Annotated in this window: 21 protein-coding genes; 7 read left to right on the forward strand and 14 right to left on the reverse strand. The window is 74.1% G+C overall.

What is annotated here, in order from left to right:
* Positions 1–19: 19 nt before the first annotated feature.
* From rpmF to rsmD, 5 genes are all read right to left on the reverse strand, one after another.
* Entirely contained in the window at positions 20–193 is a 174-nt protein-coding gene (gene rpmF, locus O7598_RS22790; protein ID WP_089156974.1) for a 50S ribosomal protein L32, read from the reverse strand.
* A gap of 5 nt (positions 194–198) precedes the next feature.
* Positions 199–762, reverse strand: coding sequence for a YceD family protein (locus O7598_RS22795; RefSeq protein ID WP_091064050.1), 564 nt, complete (start codon positions 760–762; stop codon positions 199–201).
* Positions 763–889: 127 nt separating this feature from the next.
* A complete protein-coding gene (locus O7598_RS22800) occupies positions 890–1,387 on the reverse strand; it encodes a hypothetical protein (RefSeq protein WP_091064048.1) in 498 nt (165 codons plus the stop codon).
* Positions 1,388–1,601: 214 nt separating this feature from the next.
* A complete protein-coding gene (gene coaD / locus O7598_RS22805) occupies positions 1,602–2,078 on the reverse strand; it encodes a pantetheine-phosphate adenylyltransferase (protein WP_269693331.1) in 477 nt (158 codons plus the stop codon).
* Positions 2,075–2,638 carry a 16S rRNA (guanine(966)-N(2))-methyltransferase RsmD gene (gene rsmD / locus O7598_RS22810; protein WP_269693332.1) on the reverse strand — a complete coding sequence of 188 codons (564 nt, stop codon included), beginning with the start codon at positions 2,636–2,638 and terminating at the stop codon, positions 2,075–2,077. The genes coaD and rsmD overlap by 4 nt, the downstream gene beginning before the upstream one ends.
* A 247-nt stretch (positions 2,639–2,885) precedes the next feature.
* Here rsmD and O7598_RS22815 point away from each other — a divergent pair, with 247 nt between their 5' ends.
* Positions 2,886–3,836: a cell wall anchor protein gene (locus tag O7598_RS22815; RefSeq protein WP_269693333.1), complete on the forward strand. Its 951-nt coding sequence runs from the start codon at positions 2,886–2,888 to the stop codon at positions 3,834–3,836.
* Positions 3,837–4,009: 173 nt separating this feature from the next.
* Here the strand turns inward: O7598_RS22815 and O7598_RS22820 are convergent, their stop codons facing one another.
* The 3 genes from O7598_RS22820 to O7598_RS22830 are packed head-to-tail and all read right to left on the reverse strand — an operon-like array spanning position 4,010 to position 8,782.
* Positions 4,010–4,948 (reverse strand): serine hydrolase domain-containing protein, encoded by a 939-nt coding sequence (locus tag O7598_RS22820; protein ID WP_269693334.1) that lies wholly within the window; start codon positions 4,946–4,948, stop codon positions 4,010–4,012.
* A gap of 25 nt (positions 4,949–4,973) precedes the next feature.
* A complete protein-coding gene (gene recG / locus O7598_RS22825) occupies positions 4,974–7,175 on the reverse strand; it encodes an ATP-dependent DNA helicase RecG (RefSeq protein ID WP_269693335.1) in 2,202 nt (733 codons plus the stop codon).
* Entirely contained in the window at positions 7,172–8,782 is a 1,611-nt protein-coding gene (locus O7598_RS22830; RefSeq protein ID WP_269693336.1) for a DAK2 domain-containing protein, read from the reverse strand. The genes recG and O7598_RS22830 overlap by 4 nt, the downstream gene beginning before the upstream one ends.
* A 219-nt stretch (positions 8,783–9,001) precedes the next feature.
* Between O7598_RS22830 and rpmB the strand changes: the two genes are divergently transcribed.
* On the forward strand, positions 9,002–9,193 hold the full coding sequence (gene rpmB, locus O7598_RS22835) for a 50S ribosomal protein L28 (RefSeq protein WP_091064024.1): 192 nt from the start codon (positions 9,002–9,004) through the stop codon (positions 9,191–9,193).
* 183 nt (positions 9,194–9,376) lie between these two features.
* Positions 9,377–10,633 (forward strand): ATP-grasp domain-containing protein, encoded by a 1,257-nt coding sequence (locus tag O7598_RS22840; protein ID WP_269693337.1) that lies wholly within the window; start codon positions 9,377–9,379, stop codon positions 10,631–10,633.
* A 3-nt stretch (positions 10,634–10,636) separates the two neighbouring features.
* Here O7598_RS22840 and O7598_RS22845 read toward each other — a convergent pair whose 3' ends face one another.
* Entirely contained in the window at positions 10,637–11,104 is a 468-nt protein-coding gene (locus tag O7598_RS22845) for a GNAT family N-acetyltransferase (RefSeq protein WP_269693338.1), read from the reverse strand.
* Between the two features lie 91 nt (positions 11,105–11,195).
* Complete coding sequence (locus tag O7598_RS22850; protein ID WP_269693339.1) at positions 11,196–12,134, reverse strand: thiamine-phosphate kinase; 939 nt, start codon at positions 12,132–12,134, stop codon at positions 11,196–11,198.
* A gap of 167 nt (positions 12,135–12,301) precedes the next feature.
* Between O7598_RS22850 and O7598_RS22855 the strand changes: the two genes are divergently transcribed.
* Positions 12,302–12,535, forward strand: coding sequence for an Lrp/AsnC ligand binding domain-containing protein (locus tag O7598_RS22855; RefSeq protein ID WP_013284547.1), 234 nt, complete (start codon positions 12,302–12,304; stop codon positions 12,533–12,535).
* Complete coding sequence (locus O7598_RS22860; RefSeq protein ID WP_269693340.1) at positions 12,536–13,123, forward strand: DUF3515 family protein; 588 nt, start codon at positions 12,536–12,538, stop codon at positions 13,121–13,123.
* 14 nt (positions 13,124–13,137) lie between these two features.
* On the opposite strand, the gene O7598_RS22865 is transcribed toward O7598_RS22860, so the two are convergent.
* Complete coding sequence (locus O7598_RS22865; protein ID WP_091064463.1) at positions 13,138–14,241, reverse strand: D-alanine--D-alanine ligase family protein; 1,104 nt, start codon at positions 14,239–14,241, stop codon at positions 13,138–13,140.
* A 302-nt stretch (positions 14,242–14,543) separates the two neighbouring features.
* Positions 14,544–14,768: a hypothetical protein gene (locus tag O7598_RS22870; protein ID WP_269693341.1), complete on the reverse strand. Its 225-nt coding sequence runs from the start codon at positions 14,766–14,768 to the stop codon at positions 14,544–14,546.
* A 276-nt stretch (positions 14,769–15,044) separates the two neighbouring features.
* On the opposite strand from O7598_RS22870, the gene O7598_RS22875 reads away from it, so the two are divergent.
* Positions 15,045–15,890, forward strand: coding sequence for a helix-turn-helix domain-containing protein (locus tag O7598_RS22875; RefSeq protein ID WP_269693342.1), 846 nt, complete (start codon positions 15,045–15,047; stop codon positions 15,888–15,890).
* Positions 15,891–15,894: 4 nt separating this feature from the next.
* Positions 15,895–16,095 (forward strand): DUF397 domain-containing protein, encoded by a 201-nt coding sequence (locus tag O7598_RS22880; RefSeq protein ID WP_269693343.1) that lies wholly within the window; start codon positions 15,895–15,897, stop codon positions 16,093–16,095.
* 28 nt (positions 16,096–16,123) lie between these two features.
* Here O7598_RS22880 and O7598_RS22885 read toward each other — a convergent pair whose 3' ends face one another.
* Positions 16,124–17,170 (reverse strand): ROK family protein, encoded by a 1,047-nt coding sequence (locus O7598_RS22885; RefSeq protein WP_269693344.1) that lies wholly within the window; start codon positions 17,168–17,170, stop codon positions 16,124–16,126.
* A 67-nt stretch (positions 17,171–17,237) separates the two neighbouring features.
* Entirely contained in the window at positions 17,238–18,029 is a 792-nt protein-coding gene (locus O7598_RS22890; protein ID WP_269693345.1) for a putative protein N(5)-glutamine methyltransferase, read from the reverse strand.
* Positions 18,030–18,183: the final 154 nt, after the last annotated feature.

Here is an 18,183-nt window from a genome sequence, read left to right on the forward strand (position 1 = left end):
GCGTCACTCGGCGTCCAGGTCAGACCTCGAGGACCTGGCGGCCGTTGTACGTGCCGCAGACGGAGCAGGCAGCGTGCGGCAGCTTCGGCGACTTGCACTGCGGGCAGGCAACGGTCGCCACCACCGAGGCCTTCCAGTTCGCCCGGCGGGCGCGGGTGTTGCTGCGCGACATCTTGCGCTTGGGGACGGCCACGGTTCCTACTCCTCTGTACGGTTCAGTTGCGACAGGCCCGCCCAACGCGGGTCGATCTGCTGGTGACTGTGGTCGGCCGGCAGATCGTCCCAGTGCACCCCACACTCGGGGCACAGGCCTGGGCAGTCCTCCCGGCAGAGCGGGTTGGTCGGCAGCGCGAGCACCACCGCGTCCCGCAACGCCGGTTCCAGGTCGATCAGATCGCCCTGCATCCGGCCCACCTCGTCCTCGTCGGTCGTCTCGTCCGTGGTGCTGTCCTCGTACGCGTACAGCTCCTGGACGTTGACGACCACCGAGTCGTCGATCTCGCGCAGGCAACGGCCGCACTCGCCCTTGACGGGACCGGCAACGGTCCCGGAGACGAGCACGCCCTCGGACACCGACTGCAACCTCAGGTCGAGGTCGAGGTCCGCGCCCTCCGGCACGCTGATCAACTCCACACCGAGGTCCGCCGGTGCCGTCACCACCCGCCGGAGCTCACGCAACGCGCCAGGGCGACGCGGCAGGTCCCTCGTGTCGAGGACCAGCGGCGCCCTGGGGTCGAGTTGGCGAGGCGAATGTTTGGGCATAGTCAGACTCCGGCCGTGAGAGGCCGACAAAAAAGGTTACCTGGCAGGGGGGCGGACCGTCGAACCGGGGGCGTGCCCACCCCGGGCCCGGCGGCAGCCGGCTGTCGGCGACCGGCCCGTGCGCCGCTCAGAAGGGTAGCGGGCGCTCGGCCTCGTCCCCAGCGAAGGTGCCGATCTCGCGCAGCGCGTGCATCTTGTCCCGGCCGCGCTCTATCGAGGCCAGCGCCCGGGTCAGGAACTGCTCGAAGTTGGCGAGCGCGGTGTCGACGTAGTCGTCCACCTCCTCGCGGAGGCGCTGCGCCTCGGCGCGCGCCTCGGCGATGATCCGGGCGCCCTCGTGCTCGGCCGAGACCGTGATCTCGTTCACCGAGACCAGCCGGGCGTGTTCCGCCTCACCCTCGCTGATGATCCGGTCGGCCTCGCGCTTGCCGGCCTCCATGATCTTGTCCCGCTCCTCCAGCAGCGCGGCGGCGCGGCGCAGGTCCGCGGGGAGCTCGGCACGCATCTCGTCGAGCGCCGCGATCATCTCGCCGCGGTCGACCATGCAGTTGTTGCGCGACATCGGGACGGAGCGGGCCTGCTCCACCATGGCGATCAGTTCGTCGATGCGATCGAGCGGGTCCACCGGCGCCTCACTCCTGTCTTCGTCGGCCGCCCTCCATGATGCGGCCTGCGCCCATTTTCGGCGCCAACCCCCATCATGTCGCGCCCCGCCCACTCCCGCCCGACCCGCCCCCGCGCGTCGCCCCACCCGCTCTCGTCGATCTTGCACTTTCCGCCCCGACATTCCGCCCCGAACGGACGAACGGCGGGCCGCAAGTGCGAGATCGGCGGGTGAGTCAGGGGCGGAGACGGGTGACGAGCTGCTCGCGGACCAGGTCGGGGACGTGGGCGGAGATGTCGCCGCCCCACTTGGCCACGTCCTTGACCAGGCTGGAGGAGAGGAACGAATAGAGCGGGTTGGTCGGCATGAAGAGCGTCTCCACGCCGGCCAGACCGACGTTCATCTGGGCCATCTGCAACTCGTAGTCGAAGTCGCTGACCGCGCGCAGGCCCTTGATCAGCACGCTCGCCTGCTGGTCCCGGCAGAAGTCGACGAGCAGGCCGCGGAACGACTCCACCCGGACGTTGTCGTAGGAGGAGGTCACCTCGCGGAGCATCTTGATCCGCTCCTCGACGCTGAACAACCCCTGCTTCGACTGGTTGATCAACACACCGACGATCACCTCGTCGAAGAGTCGGCTCGCCCGGCCGATGATGTCGAGGTGACCGTTGGTGACCGGGTCGAACGAGCCCGGGCAGACCGCACGTCTCATGATCGGCGACCGTACCAAAGCGTGGTCTCGCCGTAGCGGCGACTGCGCTCCCCGGTGACGCCCTCCACCCAGCCGACCGGTCCGGTGCGGCGGGACCGCTCCACGATCACCAGGGCGTCCGGGGCGAGCCAGCCGCCATCGACGAGCGCGGCCAGCATCGCGGTGATCTCCGCGTCCGGCATCGCGTAGGGCGGATCGGCGAAGACCACGTCGTACGGCCCGCCGTCCGGCCCGGCCGCCAGGACGCTGCCCACCCTGCCGGTCACCAGGCGGGCGGCCGGGGCGGCCCGCAGCGCGGCGATGTTCTCCCGGACCACCCGGGCGGCCCGGGCGTCCGACTCGACCAGCAGCACGTGGGCGGCGCCCCGGGACAGCGCCTCCAGACCGACCGCGCCGGAGCCGGCGTAGAGATCGGCGAAGCGCGCCCCGGCCAGGTCGAGGTCGGCCTGCACGGCGCTGAACAGCGCCTCCCGCACCCGGTCCGAGGTCGGTCGGGTGCCGGCGCCGGGCGGCGCGGCGATCCGCCGCCCGCCGAGCGTGCCGGCCACGATCCGGGTCACCGTCGTCCCCTGCGCATGCCCCGACGCTACGCGACCGGGGAAGCCGGTCGGCATACCACCCGCAGCGACGACCGGTGACCCCGCGTACATCAATGATCTCGAATTCATAACGGACCCTTTACGACCCGTAGATCGCGGTAACGCCCGCGGTGTCGATCTCGCTAGGGTCTGCCCGGTTGCCGTGCGGACGCGCGACTCCGGTCCGTCCGCCGCACTCCTCTCCCATCCTCCCCCCTCAGGAGAAGACGTGAACCGTCTCCACCTCCGGCGTGCCGCCGTCCTCACCGCCGGCGCGCTGATCGGCCTCGCGGGCGTGGCCACCGTCGCCGCCCCGGCCGCCGCCCACCACCCCGAGCCCTCCGGCAGCTACTGCGCCACCAAGGACGGCAAGGTCACCGTCACCTGGTCGGTGATCAGCAGCGAGCGCGACATCTCGGGCCGGATCACCAAGCTCGAATCCACCGTGCCCGGCGACATCACCGGCGGTCTGGCCGTGGGCGCGGAGCTGAAGAAGCAGAGCGAGGGGCCGCTGACCGGCACCCAGACCCACACGTTCACCGGCGCCATCCCCGAGCTGAAGCTCACCGTCGGGGCGCACTGGGAGCGGGGCCGGCAGTCGCACGACGGTGAGCGCACCGTGGTGGCCCAGCCCAGCCGCAACTGCGAGGTCGAGGAGAGCCCCTCGCCGTCGCCGAGCACCCCGACGCCGACGCCGAGTGCGACGCCGGAGCCGAGCGAGCCGCCGACGCCCACCCCGACGCCGTCCGCGTCCACCCCGCCGAGCCCGTCCGCGACACCGTCCGCCCCGGCCGAGCCGGCGGAGCCGATCTTCAAGCTCGACCAGGACTGCGACTCGATGACCTTCACCGTGGAGAACCCGGCGAAGGGCATCCCCTTCAACGCCACGCTGACCACCGAGAAGGGCGTCACCAAGAAGCTCGTCTCCGAGCCGGGCAAGACCACCTCGGTCGAGTTCGACGCGTACAAGGGTCTCAAGGTCACCGTGAAGTACGACGTGGTCGAGGAGTCCGAGACCATCCCGTACACCCAGCCGGAGGACTGCTCCGGCCAGGGTGGCGGCCTGCCGGTGACCGGCCCGGCCGCGGGCGCCATCGCCGGTGGCGCGGCGCTGCTGCTGGGCGCCGGCGCGGTGCTGTACGTGGTGGCCCGCCGCCGCCGGATCAGCTTCACCGCCTGATCCACCAGCTTCACCGTCGAGGGCGCGTCGACCACCCGGTCGGCGCGCCCTCGCCGCGTGATCCACTCCAGCACGCCGAGGTGGCGGGTTCACACCACGCGGGACACCCCCACCACGCCGAGCTGGTGTGGATCACACCGCCTGATCCCGCCACCTCGCCGAACTGGTGTGGATCATGCCGGGTCGGAGTCGAGGACGGACGTGACCGCCACCGGATCGATCTCGGCCTGGTTGGTCAGCAGCACCAGGCGGTGGTCGGTGTCGGGCAGCCAGGCGGCGAACGCCTTGTAGCCGCCGTTGTCCCCGGAATGGTGGACCGCCCGCCGGCCGGCGAGCGGGCCGACGAAGAACCCGTAGCCGTACGCCTCGCCGGGCTTGCCGGTGGGCGCGTGCGGCGCGGTCAGCGCGGCCACCGAGGCCGGGGCGAGCAGCCGGCCCCGACGCGGCACGTCGAGCCAGGTGAGCAGGTCCGCCCCCGTGCACCAGACGTCACCGGCGCCCATGCTCACGGTCGCCAGGTCCCAGGACGGCACCGGTCGGCCGCCCTCGTGCCCGACCGCGACGTCCGGCCGTCCGTCGCCCGACCCGGCGAAGCTACCGGTCATGCCGAGCGGCGCGAAGACCTCCTCGGCCAGGAACTCGGCGTACGGCCGGCCGGTCGCCCGCTCGACCGTCCGGGCCAGCAGCACGTAGCCGGGACTGCTGTAGTGCCACCCCGCGCCGGGCCGGAACAGCGGCGGCACGTCGGCGAACGCGGCGAGCAGGGCGTCCGGCTCGGCCGGCGCGGCGAGATCGATCGCCGGGTGCTCCTCCCAGTGACCGAGGCCCGAGGTGTGGGTGAGCAGGTGGTGCAGCGTGATGCCGGACCATGCCGGCGGCGGGTCGGGCAACCAGCGCACCACCGGGTCGGTCAGGCGCAGGACGCCCCGCTCGGCGAGCAGCAGCACCGCGACGGCCGCCATCTGCTTGCTGATCGAGGCGATCTGGAACCGGGTGGCCGGGGTGCAGGGCGCCCCGGTGGACTCGTCGGCCGCGCCGGTGACCCGGTCCGTCAGGACCTCGTCGCCCCGAGCCAGCAGCAGCACCCCGCGATCGTGCGAAAAGATCGACATCCGCCGGAGCCTAACCGAGCAAGTGTCAGCCCTTCTCCAGATATTCGGCGCGCTCGGAGTCGACCAGCGCGGCGACCGAGGCCGCCAGCGCCGGATTCCGGGCCAGCTCCGGATCCTCCTCCACCAGCGCGATCGCCTCGGCCCGGGCGTCCCGGATCAGGTCGGTGTCGCGCAGCAACGACAGCAACCGCAGGTGCGAGCGCCGACCGGACTGGGTCGCGCCCAGCACGTCGCCCTCCCGGCGCTGCTCCAGGTCGAGTTCCGCCAGCTTGAACCCGTCGGTCGTGGAGGCCACCGCGTCCAGCCGCTCGCGGGCCGACGAGCCCTCGGCCGCCTCGGTGACCAGCAGGCAGAGGCCGGCTGCCGAGCCCCGGCCCACCCGTCCGCGCAACTGGTGCAACTGGGAGACGCCGAACCGGTCGGCGTCCAGCACGATCATCACGGTGGCGTTGGGCACGTTGACGCCCACCTCGACCACCGTGGTCGCCACCAGCACGTCCAGGTCGCCTGCGGCGTAGGCGCGCATCACCGCGTCCTTCTCGTCGGCCGGCAGCCGCCCGTGCAGCACCCCGATCCGCAGCCCGTGCAGCGGCCCCTCGGCGAGCAGCGGGGCCACCTCGGTCACCGCGAGCGGCGGCCGGCGGCCGTTGTCGTCCTCCCGCGGCGGCTCCTCGTCGGACACCGGACCCTCACCGATCCGCGGGCAGACCACGTACGCCTGGTGGCCCTTGGTGACCTCCTCGCGCAGCCGGCGCCAGGCCCGGTCGAGGAAGGCCGGCTTCTCGGCGGCCGGGACGACGTGCGAGGCGATCGGCGAGCGGCCCTGCGGCAACTGGGACAGCGTGGAGGTCTCCAGGTCGCCGTAGACGGTCATGGCGACCGTGCGCGGGATCGGGGTGGCGGTCATCACGAGCACGTGCGGCGGCTGGTCGGCCTTGGCGCGCAAGGCGTCCCGCTGCTCCACACCGAACCGGTGCTGCTCGTCGACCACGACCAGGCCCAGGTCGGCGAAGTCGACGCCCTCGTAGAGCAGGGCGTGCGTGCCGAGCACGATGCCGGCGCGCCCCTCGGCCACCTCGGCCAGCGCGCGCCGCCGGGCCGCCGCGCCCAGCGAGCCGGTGACCAGCTCCACCCGGGTCGCGCCGTCGGCGGCGCCCAGCTCACCGGCCCGACCGAGCGGGCCGAGCAGGTCGAGGATGCCGCGGTGGTGCTGGGCGGCGAGCACCTCGGTCGGGGCGAGCAGCGCGGCCTGACCGCCGGCGTCCACCACCTGGAGCATGGCGCGCAGCGCCACGACCGTCTTGCCGGAACCCACCTCGCCCTGCAGCAGCCGGTGCATCGGGTGGGCGGTGGCCAGGTCGGCGGCGATCTCCCGCCCCACCACCTGCTGGCCGGACGTCAGCTCGTAGGGCAGTCGGGCGTCGAACGCGTCCAGCAGGCCGCCCGCCTTCGCCGGCCGGGGCCGCGCCGGCCACGCCGCCGCCCGGTGCTTGCGCTGCACCAGGGTGAGCTGCACCGCGAACGCCTCGTCCCACTTGAGCCGGCGGCGCGCCCGGTAGAGCGCCTCCTTGCTGGTCGGACGGTGGATCTCGCGCAACGCGGAACCGATGTCGGCCAGGTTGCGGGTGGCCCGCACGGCAGCGGGCAGCGGATCGTCCGGCGGGGTGAACGTGTCCAGCACCACCCGGACGCAGCGGGCGATCACCCAGGTCGGCACCGCGGCGGCGGCCGGGTAGACCGGGATCAGCGCGCCGGCGAACTCCTCGACCTCCTCGTTGGCCGCCGCCTCGCCGTCGCCGCCCTCGCCGAGCAGAACGTATTCCGGCCCGTTGAGCTGCCGCTTGCCCCGGAACTCGGTCACCTTGCCGGCGAACAACCCCCACCGGCCCGGGCGCAGCTCCCGTTCCCGCCACGCCTGGTTGCCGAAGAAGGTGCAGGTGAGCACGCCGCCGGAGCCGTCGCCGACGGTGACCTCCAGCAGGTTGCCGCGCCGCTGCCGCATCGGGCGGACCGCGGTGCGCTGCACCTGGGCCAGCACGGTGACCTGCTCCCCCACGTCCAGCGAGCGGATGTCGGTGTGCTCGCCGCGCTCGTCGTAGCGGCGCGGGAAGTGGTAGATCAGGTCGCCGGCGGTGTGCAGATCGAGGTGGCCGGCCAAGGCCTTGGCGGTCTTCTCGCCCACCAGCTTCTTCAGCGGCGTGTCCACCGTCGACGGCTCGCTCGTCATTCGACCCCCAGCAGGAGCGGGTAGTGCGGCTGGCCGCCCTCGTAGGCCTGCACCTCGACGAACGGCCAGGACCGCTCGACGTGGGCACGCACCCGGTCGGCCAGCCCGGCCGGGGCGTCCGCCCCGCAGAGCAACGTGACCAGCTCGCCGCCGCCGCCGAGCATCCGGTCGACCACGGCGGTGCAGGTGTCGGTCAGATCCTGCCCGATCAGGTGCACCTCGCCCTCCACCAGGGCCAGCACGTCACCCGGCCGGCACGGGCCGGCGACGGTGAGCGCCTCCCGACCGGCGTGGCAGACCTCGGCGTAGCGGCAGGCGCCGGCCGCCTCGGCCATCGCGATGACGTCGTCCTCGAAGCGTCGCTTCGGGTCGCGCACGGCCAACGCCGCGAGCGCCTGCACCGGGGATCGCGTGGGCACCACGCTCACCTTCACCCCGAGGCCGTGCGCCTCCTTCGCCGCCGCGCTCGCCACCGACTGCGTGTTCGGGTCGTTGGGCAGCACCACCACCCGGGCCGCGCCGGTGGCCCGGACCGCGTCGAGCAGCTCGCCGGTGGACGGGTTGGCGGGGACCACCACGGCGCCCTCGGCGGCGAACAGCTCGGCGATGCCGGCGCCGGTCGCCACCACCACGGCCGCCCGGCCCTCGGGGCGCGCCGCCCGCTCGGTCGCCGGGGCGGCCTGGTCGGCGAAGCGGGTCACCGCGATCCGGTGCGGCCGGCCGGCGACCACGCCCGCCTCGACGGCCGCGCCGACGTCGTTGACGTGCACGTGCACGTTCCAGGTGCCGGCGCCGTCACCGACCACCGCCAGCGAGTCGCCGAGCGCCGCCAACTCGTCGCGCAGCCGGGCCACCGCCTCGTCGGTGGCGTCGAGCAGGTATTGCACCTCGTAGGCGTACGCCTCGGAGCCGGTCTCCCGAACGGCGGTCCCGGGCCGGCGGAGCGCGGGCGGCGCGGGCGCCGGCTGCTCCGGGCTCTCCCCGGTGACCACCTCGACCAGCGCGTCGAGCAGCAGGCACAGCCCGCGCCCGCCGGCGTCGACCACCCCGGCGCGGGCCAGTTCGGGAAGTTGCTCGGGGGTGCGGGCCAGCGCCCGGGCGGCCGCCTCGGCGGCGGCCCGGGCCACCGCGCGCAGGTCGTCGCTGTCCGCCCGCCGGGCCGCGCCGGCCGCCGCGGCGACCACGCTGAGCAGGGTGCCCTCGACGGGTCGGGCGACCGCCGCGTAGGCGGCGGTGGTGGCGTCGGTCAGCGCGGCGGCGAGCTGCCGGCCCCGGACCGCCGGCGCGGCGCCGAGCCGGTCGGCGAGGCCGCGCAGGATCTGCGAGAGGATCACGCCGGAGTTGCCGCGCGCGCCGAGCAGCGCGCCCTGGGCCATCAACCGCAGCGCGTGCCCGTGCGGGGTGTGCCCGTCGTCGGGCAGGGTGCCGAGGTCCATCGCCAGGGCCTGCTGCGCCGAGGTGAACGTGAGCACCAGGTTGGTGCCGGTGTCGCCGTCGGGCACCGGATAGACGTTCAGGCTGTCGATCTCGCCCTGGTGCCGCCGGAGGGCAGCCAGCCCGCTCGTGCACCAGCGGCGCACCGCGGCCGCGTCGAGGGTGTCCAGCACGTCGGGAAGCCTACTGGCGCGCACCGACACGCGCCGGGGTCGTCCGCCTCCGCCCGGCGTGTCCGACCGGCGCGGCGGTCCGGCCCGGCCGGTCGGTACGCTGGGCGGGCTCGGCGCAGGGCCGGTTGGGCGTACGGACCGGCATCGGGTAACCTGACCAGGTTGCCCGGGCTGCGCCTGGCGGCGACCTCATGAACGTTTCAATCCCAGGAGTATCCCGTGGCTAGCGTGTGCGACGTCTGTGGCAAGGGGCCGGGCTTCGGCCACAACGTGCCCTGGTCCAAGAAGAAGACCAACCGCCGCTGGAACCCGAACATCCAGTCGGTGCGTACCCCGGCCGGTGGCGGCACCACCAAGAAGCTCCAGGTCTGCACCTCGTGCATCAAGGCCGGCAAGGTCGCGCGGGCCTGACCCGGCAGCACCACCGGACATCGTCGGTCGCCGGCGGCCCCCTCGGGGCCGCCGGCTTCTGTCGTGTCCACCGACCCGCGCCGACGGCTGACCGACCGTACGGCGACCGGCTGGCGTGCGCCGGTTAGGGTGCTGCTGCGTCGGCCGTCCGGTTCCGGCGCGAGCCGTGGGGAGGAACGACCGGTGCACCTCGATCTGGGTCGCGAGCAACTGGTGGTGGTCGGCGGGTCGTTCGGCTCACTGCGCTGGTTCGACCAGGAGCTGCCGGCCGGCAGCGTGGTGCTGGTCGAGGAGCCGGACGTGATCCGCCGCCGCGAGCTGACCCGGTTCGCCGCCGAGCTGCCGCTGATCGGCCGGCTGGTGGCGGCGGAATACCAGACCGGCCTGGACGTCGACGACCTGGTCGCCCGCGAACCCGGCCTGGCCGGGGCCCGGCTGGTCCTGCCCGGCCTGGAGTACGCGGTGAGCGCCACCGCCCGGCTGGCCGACCGGCTCGGCCTGCCCGGCGCCGGGGCGACCGCCGCGGACGTCTTCTCCGACAAGCACCGGATGCGGCTGCTCGCCGACGAGATCGGCCTGGCCAACCCCGCCTACGAGCTGGTCGAGGACCCGGAGCGGGCGGTCGCGTTCGCCCGGGCGCACGGCGGCCGGTGCGTGCTCAAGCCGACCCGCCGCTCGGGCAGCCTCGGCGTGCAACTGATCACCGACCCGGCCGAGCTGCCGGCCCGCTGGGCGGCCAGCGCCACCCCGCCCGAGCCGGCCGAGGCCACCGAGCGCGGCCTGCCCACCGGCGTGCTGGTCGAGGAGCTGCTGGTCGGTTCCGAGCACAGCGTGGAACTGCTGGTCGCCGACGGCGAGGTGCTCTTCGCGAACGTCACCGACAAGCGGGTCGCCGGCGGCCGGTACCCGGTGGAGACCGGGCACACCGTGCCGTCCGCGTTGCCCCCGGCCGAGCACGACGCGTTGCGATCCGCGGCGGTCCGCCTCGCCGAGGCGGCCGGTTTCCGCAGCGGCATGCTGCACAGCGAGTGGATCCTGGCCGGCGGCGTGCCGACGCTCGTCGAGTGCGCGGCCCGGATGCCCGGCGACATGATCACCGCGCTCATCTCGATCGCCTACGAGCGGGACGTCATCGAGGCGTACCTGCGGGTGCTGTGCGGCGAACGCCCGGCGCTGCCGCAGCGGCCGACCGGCGCGGCGGCCATCGAGTTCCTGGTCGCCCCGCCCGGCCGGGTCACCGCGGTGGACGGCCGGCGGGCCGCGCTGCGGGTGCCGGGCGTGCTCGACGTGCAGGTCGAGACGAAGGTCGGGCAGACCGTGCCGGAGCTGCTCTCCTCGGCGCACCGCAGCGGGCACCTGATGGCCTGGGGCGCCACCCCGGACGAGGCGGCGGTCGCCGCCCGCCGGGCCGCCGGGGAGATCCGCATCACCGTCGGCTGACGGTCAGAGGGTGCGGCCGTACGACAGGCAGCCCGGCGCGTCCTGGTAGTAGCCGAAGTTCGGGATCCGCTCGTAGCCGGACGACGTGTACATGGCGATCGCCTCGGGCTGCTTGTCGCCGCACTCCAGCACGATCCGCTTGCGGCCGGCGTCGCGCGCGGACCGTTCGATCGCGGCGAGCACGGAACGGGCCACGCCCCGGCCCCGGGCGGCCGGCGCGGTGTACATCCGCTTCAGCTCGGCCTCTTCGCCGTCCTCGCCGTGGCTGCGCCAGCCGCCGCACCCCACCGGTCGCCCGTCCAGGTAGGCGACCAGGAACGCGCCGGCCGGCGGGACGAACTCGGCCGGGTCGACGGGCGTCTCGTCGCCGCTGCCGCCGTAGCGCGCGCCCAGGTCGGCCAGCGCCGCCCGGATCAACGCCTGCGACTCCGGCGCGTCGAAGCGCCGCGGGAGGATCTCGATCTCGCTCACCGTGCCAGGTTACGACCGGCCCCGACGGCCGGCCCGCCCCCGCCGCCGAGGTCGGACGCAGATCACTGCGGGGCAGGCCGGCCGGTTCCGCCTAGCGGAAGTGGTCCCAGCCGGGCGGACCGTCGTAGCCGGCGCCGTCGACGGTGACGCCGGCGCCGTCGGTCACCCGCCCGACCGGCCGCCAGCCGTCCGGCAGCGCCGCGCCCGCCGGGAACGTCGCCGCCAGGGCGTGGTCGTCGCCGCCGGCCAGGATCCAGGTGTACGGGTCGACGCCGAGCGCCTGCGCCGCGTCGCGCATCTGCCGGGGCACCTCGAACGCGTCCCGGCCCAGGTCGATCGCCACCCCGCTGGCCGTCGCCACGTGCCCGAGGTCGGCGAGCAGCCCGTCCGACACGTCGATCATGGCGGTGGCGCCGGCCGCCGCGGCGGCCGGCCCGGCGGCGTACGGCACCTCGGGCCGGCGGAACGCCTCGACCAGCAGGCGGGGCGTGCGGAAGCCGCGGGACAGCACGGTGTAGCCGGCCGCCGCCCAGCCGGTCCGCCCGGCCAGTGCCACCACGTCCCCCGGCCGGGCCCCGGACCGGACCACCGGCGCCCGGCCGGCCAGGTCGCCGAGCGCGGTCACCGCGACGGTCAGCGTCGGGCTGGCCGACATGTCCCCGCCGACCACGCTCGCGCCGACCCCGGCCGCCTCCGCGCCCAGTCCGTCGGCCAGCTCCTCGGCCCAGGCCGGATCCAGCTCGGCGGGCATGCAGAGCGCGACCAGCAGCGCGGTCGGGGTGGCCCCCATGGCCGCGATGTCGGCCAGGTTGGCCGCCGCCGCCCGGTGACCCACGTCCCGCGCCGACGACCAGTCCCGGCGGAAGTGCCGCCCCTCGACCAGCACGTCGGTGGAGGCGACCACCCGCCGGTCCGGCGCCGCCACCAGCGCGGCGTCGTCGCCGGGGCCGAGCAGGCAGCTCTCCCCGTACGACAGCCGGGCGGTCACCCGGTCGATCAGCCCGAACTCCCCGACACCTGCGACCGTCATGCCGTCCCCTCGTCCCGCTCCGTCGTCCCGCACGTCCCACCCCTGTCCCCGTACCGACGTGTGCTCGCTCACCGCGTCCACCCGGCGACCGATAGGGATCACCCCCGCCCGGTGCGGTAGTTTCACCCTTCGGGCCGCCCCAGGCGGCGACGGACGGAGGTCGAGTCGTGGTACAGGCGTACATCCTCATCCAGACCGAGGTCGGTCGGGCGCGTGACGTGGCCGGTCTGATCGCGGACCTTGCCGGCGTGGTTCGGGTCGACGCCGTCACCGGGCCCTACGACGTGGTCGTGCTCACCGAGGCGAACACGGTCGACGAGCTGGGCAAACTCATCGTCAGCAAGGTGCAGATGGTGCCCGGCATCACCCGCACCCTCACGTGTTCGGTGGTGCGGCTGTAAGTGGAAGAGACGGAGACCACCCCGCGCCGGGACCGCGGCACCCGCCGCGCCGCGCTCTGGGCGACCCTGGTGGCCGTGCCGGTGACCGTGGCGGTGGCCGGGTTCACGCTCGCCAAGCTGGCCCCCGAGTCGCCGGACGCCACGCCGAGCGCCTCGACCAGTCCCCGCGCGCAGTCGAGCGCGCCGGTCGAGCTGCCCGCCCCGGCACTGGCCGAACGGCCGGCCGTCCTCTGCCGCGCGCTGGTGTCGCAGCTGCCCGACAGTGTCCGTGACCTGCGGCAGCGTCCGGTCACCGCGGGCCCCGAGCAGAACGCCGCCTACGGCGACCCGGCGCTCACCGTGGCCTGCGGCGGGAGCGCCCCGCTGGTGCAACCGACCGACGAGGTGTGGACCGTCAACAAGGTCTGCTGGCACTCCGTGCAGGAGGCCGACGCGACGGTGTTGACCACCGTCGACCGGGAGACCCCGGTCCGGGTCCGGGTGCCGAAGGCGTACGAGCAGCCGTTGCAGTGGGTGACCCCGATCTCGGACGCGATCGTCAGCGCGGTGCCCTCGGCGAAGCAGGTCCCCTCGGGCTGCTCCGGCTGAGGCCGGCGCCGGCCTCAGCGGCCGGCGCGGCGCTGCAGGGCGGTGCGGATCAGGCGGTTGACCAGCTTCGGGTATTCCAGCCCGCTCGCCGCCCACATGCGCGGGAACATCGACGTCGGGGTGAAGCCCGGCATCGTGTTGATCTCGTTGAGATAGACGTCCAGCTCCGGGGTGACGAAGAAGTCGACCCGGGCCAGGCCGGAGCAGTCCAGCGCGGTGAAGGCGCGGGTGGCGTAGTCGCGCACCTGCCGGGTCACCGCGTCGGGCAGGCCGGCCGGGACGTCGTACTCGGTCACCTCGTCGGCGAAGATGTACTTGGCCTCGAAGTCGTACCAGTCGCGGTCGCCGATCATCCGCACCTCGGCGAGCACCGACGCCTCGGGCGCGCCGCCGGCCTCACCCTCCAGCACGCCGCACTCGATCTCGCGGCCCACCACGGCGCCCTCGACCAGCACCTTGCTGTCGATCTCCCGCGCGGTGGCCAGGGCGGCGTCCAGCTGTGCCCAGTCGTCGACCTTGGTGATGCCGAACGACGAGCCGGCCCGGGACGGCTTGACGAAGACCGGCAGCCCGAGGCGCTCCTTGTCCTCCTCGGTGAGCGACATGCCGGCGCGCAGCACCGCGTACGGGCCGACCGGGATGCCCTCGGCCGCGCAGAGCTTCTTGGTGAACTCCTTGTCCATGGCGGCGGCGGACGCGAACACGTTCGCCCCGACGTAGGGGATGTCCGCCATCTCCAGCATGCCCTGGATGGTGCCGTCCTCGCCGTATGCGCCGTGCAGCACCGGGAAGACCACGTCCACGTCGGCCAGTGCCACCGGCCCCTGGGCCGGGTCGAGCACCATCAGGCCACCGGCTGCCGGGTCGGCGCGCAGCACCAGTTCGGCGCCGGAGCCAGCGGTGATCTCGGGCAGCTTGCGGTCGGCGATGGCGAGCTGCGCCGGGTCACCGCTGGCGAGCACCCACTGGCCCTGCCGGGTGATGCCGACCGGGACGACCTCGAACTCGTCCGGATCGAGGGCGGCCAGCACGCTGCCGGCGCTGACGCAGGAGATGCCGTGTTCGGGGCTGCGGCCGCCGAAGACGATCGCCACACGGGTCTTGCCTGGGGTGGTCATGGTCACCTCATCGTTCGCGGCTGCGGCTGGCCGTGCACGCCGGTGGCGCTCACCCGGTTGACCTTACTGTGCGTCGTCGGGAGCGGTGGCCGATACCCGGGGAGACGCGGTGCGGCATGGCAAACGGTCAAGACAACTTATACGGGGAGTAACGACGCGGTGTCGGCCCTCGGCCACCCGGCACGTCGCCGTCGCGACCGCGCGCCGGAACGGCGGCCCGGGCGGCCGGCGGCGGGACCTGCCACCGGCCGCCCGGCTCCCCGACCCCGGTCGCCGCGTCCAGGGGTCGGGCCCGGTGTGGTTCAGGAGGCCGGATGCCGGGGCCGGCGGCCGACCGCGATGACCTTGACCCGCTGGCGGCCGGCGCGGACCATGCCCAGCGCCATGAACGCGCCGGCGATCCGGTCGGCCGCTTCCCGGCTGCTCGCGCCGACGACCTGCCGGCGGCGCTCGGGGGTGGTGCGTTCGTCGCGCTCGTGACCGTTGGCCGGTCGTACGTCGGTGAGGACCACGAGGAACCGCGTCATCTCCGGCCACCCCCGCCTCCGGGGTGGCAGGCCGTCACCGTCATCGCGTAACCCCTCCCCGCCTGGTGGACCGGACGGGCACGCGACGATCGGGTCGTGGGGGAGTAAAACCCGATCGCCGCGCGCCCCATCCCCTCCGGTCACTCACCACCACCGTCGCCACGACAACCGGCGGTGAGGACGCTGTCACAGATTGACAGGTGGACAGGCGTGAATGCAACTCTCATCGACTTTCTCTCATGCCCATTTTCCCACCGGATGTGCGACCATCGATGCATGGCGTCGAAGACCGCGCGGGCCCGACGGCTCGGCATCGCCCTACGGACCCACCGGGAGGCCGCCGGCCTCACCCTGGAGACCGCGGCCGATGAGATCAACAGCACCCGGAGCACCCTGTCCCGCTACGAGAACGCCCAGACACTGATCAGCCCGGCCACCGTGCGCGCGCTGCTGACCAGCTACGGCGTGGGGCCCGACGAGATCGCCGCGGCGGTGCAACTGGCCAAGGACGCCCGCAAGCCCGGCTGGTGGGTGTCCTACTCCTACCTGCTGGACCGCCGCACCATCGACTTCATCGCGCTGGAGGCCGAGGCCACCGGCATCGCCAACTTCGAGCCGTCGGTGGTGCCGGGCCTGCTCCAGACCGCCGACTACATCCGCGGAGTGATGCGCGGTGGCCCGCACACGCTCAGCGACGAACAGGTCGAACAACGCGTCCAGCTCCGGCTGGACCGCCAGCAACGCATCTCCGGGGACGACCCGCCGATCCTGGACGCCATCATCGACGAGGCCGCGTTGCTACGCCCGGTCGGCGGCCACTCGGTGATGGCCGACCAGCTCCACCACCTGCTCAAGATGACCGAGCTGCCGAACATCACCGTGCAGGTGATCCCGCTGGCCGCCGGCTACCACCGGGGCACCCGGGGATCGCTGCACATCCTGGAGTTCGCCGACCCCGAGGACCCGATCATCGCCTCGGTGGAGACCGTCGCCGGTCAGATGGTGCTGGACCGACCCGGCGACCTGCGTACCTGCACCAAGATCATGGAGCACCTGCGGACCGTGGCGCTGAGCCCGGCGGCCAGTCGGGACCAGCTCCTCCGTCTGCTCAACGAGAGGTGACCGCATGAACGGCACGAACCGGCCCCACCCGACGCCGACCGGCTGGCGCAAGAGCAGCCACAGCGGCGATGAGGGCGCGTGCGTGGAGATGGCCCCGCTGCCGCAGTCGGTAGCGGTACGCGACTCCAAGGACCCGACCGGCCCGGTGCTGGTGTTCCCGTCGGCCGCCTGGGCCGCCTTCACCACCGCTCCGCCGCACGCCTGACGCGTGGTGTTAAGAGGGGCCCCCGCCTCTACCGAAGGCGTTGAGCGGGGGCCCCGCCTTTCATCGCCTCCAGCGCGGCGATGGCGACGCCCCGGGCGCCGGCCATGTCACGGTCGGGCACCAGGGCGAACGTCGCCACGGCACGCTGCTCGTCGCGGAGCACCGTGTGCTCGGCGACCGTGGCCAGGAACCAGTCGCGGAACTCCGGCGCGGCCTCCACCACACCGCCACCGACGAAGTACGCGTGCGGGTCGGTGAAGTTGGCCGCGATGGTGAACAGCCGCCCCAGCGCCCGGGCCTGCTGGCCGAACACCTGGCGGGCCAGCGGGTCGCCCCGTTCGCCGTGGTCGCGCAGCAGCTTCGCGGCCCGGGCGGGCTCCTCCGCGGCCAGCGGGTGCTCCGGATACCGGGACAACCAGTACGGCAGCAGGTTGCGCCGGATCGCGGTGAGCGACGCGACGCTCTCCGCGTCACCGGCGAAACCGCAGGCGCAGACCGGCACCGGCTGACCCGGCTCGAGCAGCCCGTCCAGCGGGATGTGCACGTGCCCGAACTCGCCGGCCATGCCGGCCGCGCCACCGACCACCCGGCCGCTCTCCACCACACCCCCGCCCAGGCCGGTGCCGACGATCGCGGACACCGACGAGCGGGCCGTCGCGTCCGCGCCGAAGTGCAGGTGATGGGCGTAGAGGGCGGCGGCGTTGCCGTCGTTGGCGTAGACCACCGGCAGGCCGAGCCGCTGCTCGAGCGCGCCGCGCACGTCGTAGCCGCGCCACGCCGGCTGGGCGAAGTTGGTCGACCCGCGCGACGAGATCACCCCGGTGGCGCTGGCTGGCCCGGGCGTGTCCAGCCCGACCGCGCGCACCAGCTCACGGGGCACCCGGGTGTGCGCCAGCACGCCGTCGAACGCGCGCGCGAGGGCCTCGATCGCCGCCTCCGGCCCGGCGCCGACCTCGCTCGGGATCTCCAGCAGCCCGTCCACCAGGAAACGGCCGTCGACGGTCAGCACGGTGGCGTTGTTGCTCGTGCCGCCGTTGTCCAGCCCCACCACCACCGGCACCCCTGCGCTGCCCACCGCCACCGCCTCCCCGTCGAGTCTGACCCGAGGTTAGTTCTCGGCGGGGCCACCCGCCACGCCGACGTCAGCCGGGCCGGCGCGCGGTCACGGCGGTCGCCTCCCACTCCTCGTCGCGCACCACGCTCGGGTCGAGCCCCACGGCGGTCATCGCCGCGCAGAGCGCCGGGGCCTGCTCGGCGCTCACCTCGACCGCGAGGTGCCCGCCCGGGGCCAGCCACTCGGCCGCGCCGGCGGCGACCCGGCGCAGCACCGCGAGCCCGTCCGCGCCACCGTCCAGCGCCACCGCGGCCTCGTGCACCCGCGCCTCGACCGGCAGCGTCGCCACCGCGTCGCTCGGCACGTACGGGGCGTTCGCCACCACCAGGTCCAGCCGGCCACGCCAGCCGGCCGGCACCGCGTCGAACAGATCGCCCTGGTAGACCGGCACGCCCAACGGGTCGAGGTTGCGCCGGGCGCAGGCCACCGCGACCGGGTCGACGTCGGCGGCGCCCAGCCACCGGGGCGCCAGCCGGTCGTGCAGCACCAGCGCGGCGGCGCCGGAGCCGCAGCACAGGTCGAGCACCGCCGGCGCCGGCCCGGCGACCGCCACCGCGGCGGCGACCAGCAACGCGGTACGCCCGCGCGGCACGAACACGCCCGGGTGGACGGCGACCCGCCGCCCGCAGAACTCGGCCCAGCCGAGCAGGTGCTCCAGCGGGAGGCCGGCGACGCGGCGGTCGGCCAGCCGGGCCAGCGTCCGCGCCGAGTCGGCGGCGGCGATCAGCAGGTCGGCCTCGTCCTCGGCGAAGACACAGCCGGCGGCGCGCAGCCGGCGGACGAGGGCGGAACGGTCGGGAGTGAACACGGTGGAAGCCATGGCAAGCCTTTCGGGGAACGCTCGTCGGCGCCCCCGGCGTCGCCTCAGCCCCGGGGCGACACGGACTCGGAGGGAGCGCCGGTCCTCTGCTGGTGGATCGGACTCACCTCCTCGGTGTCGGGGCCGCACGGGCCGTGGCTGCCGTCACGATAGC

This window comes from Micromonospora sp. WMMC241, assembly GCF_027460165.1.
In the GTDB taxonomy this organism is placed as follows: domain Bacteria; phylum Actinomycetota; class Actinomycetes; order Mycobacteriales; family Micromonosporaceae; genus Micromonospora; species Micromonospora humi.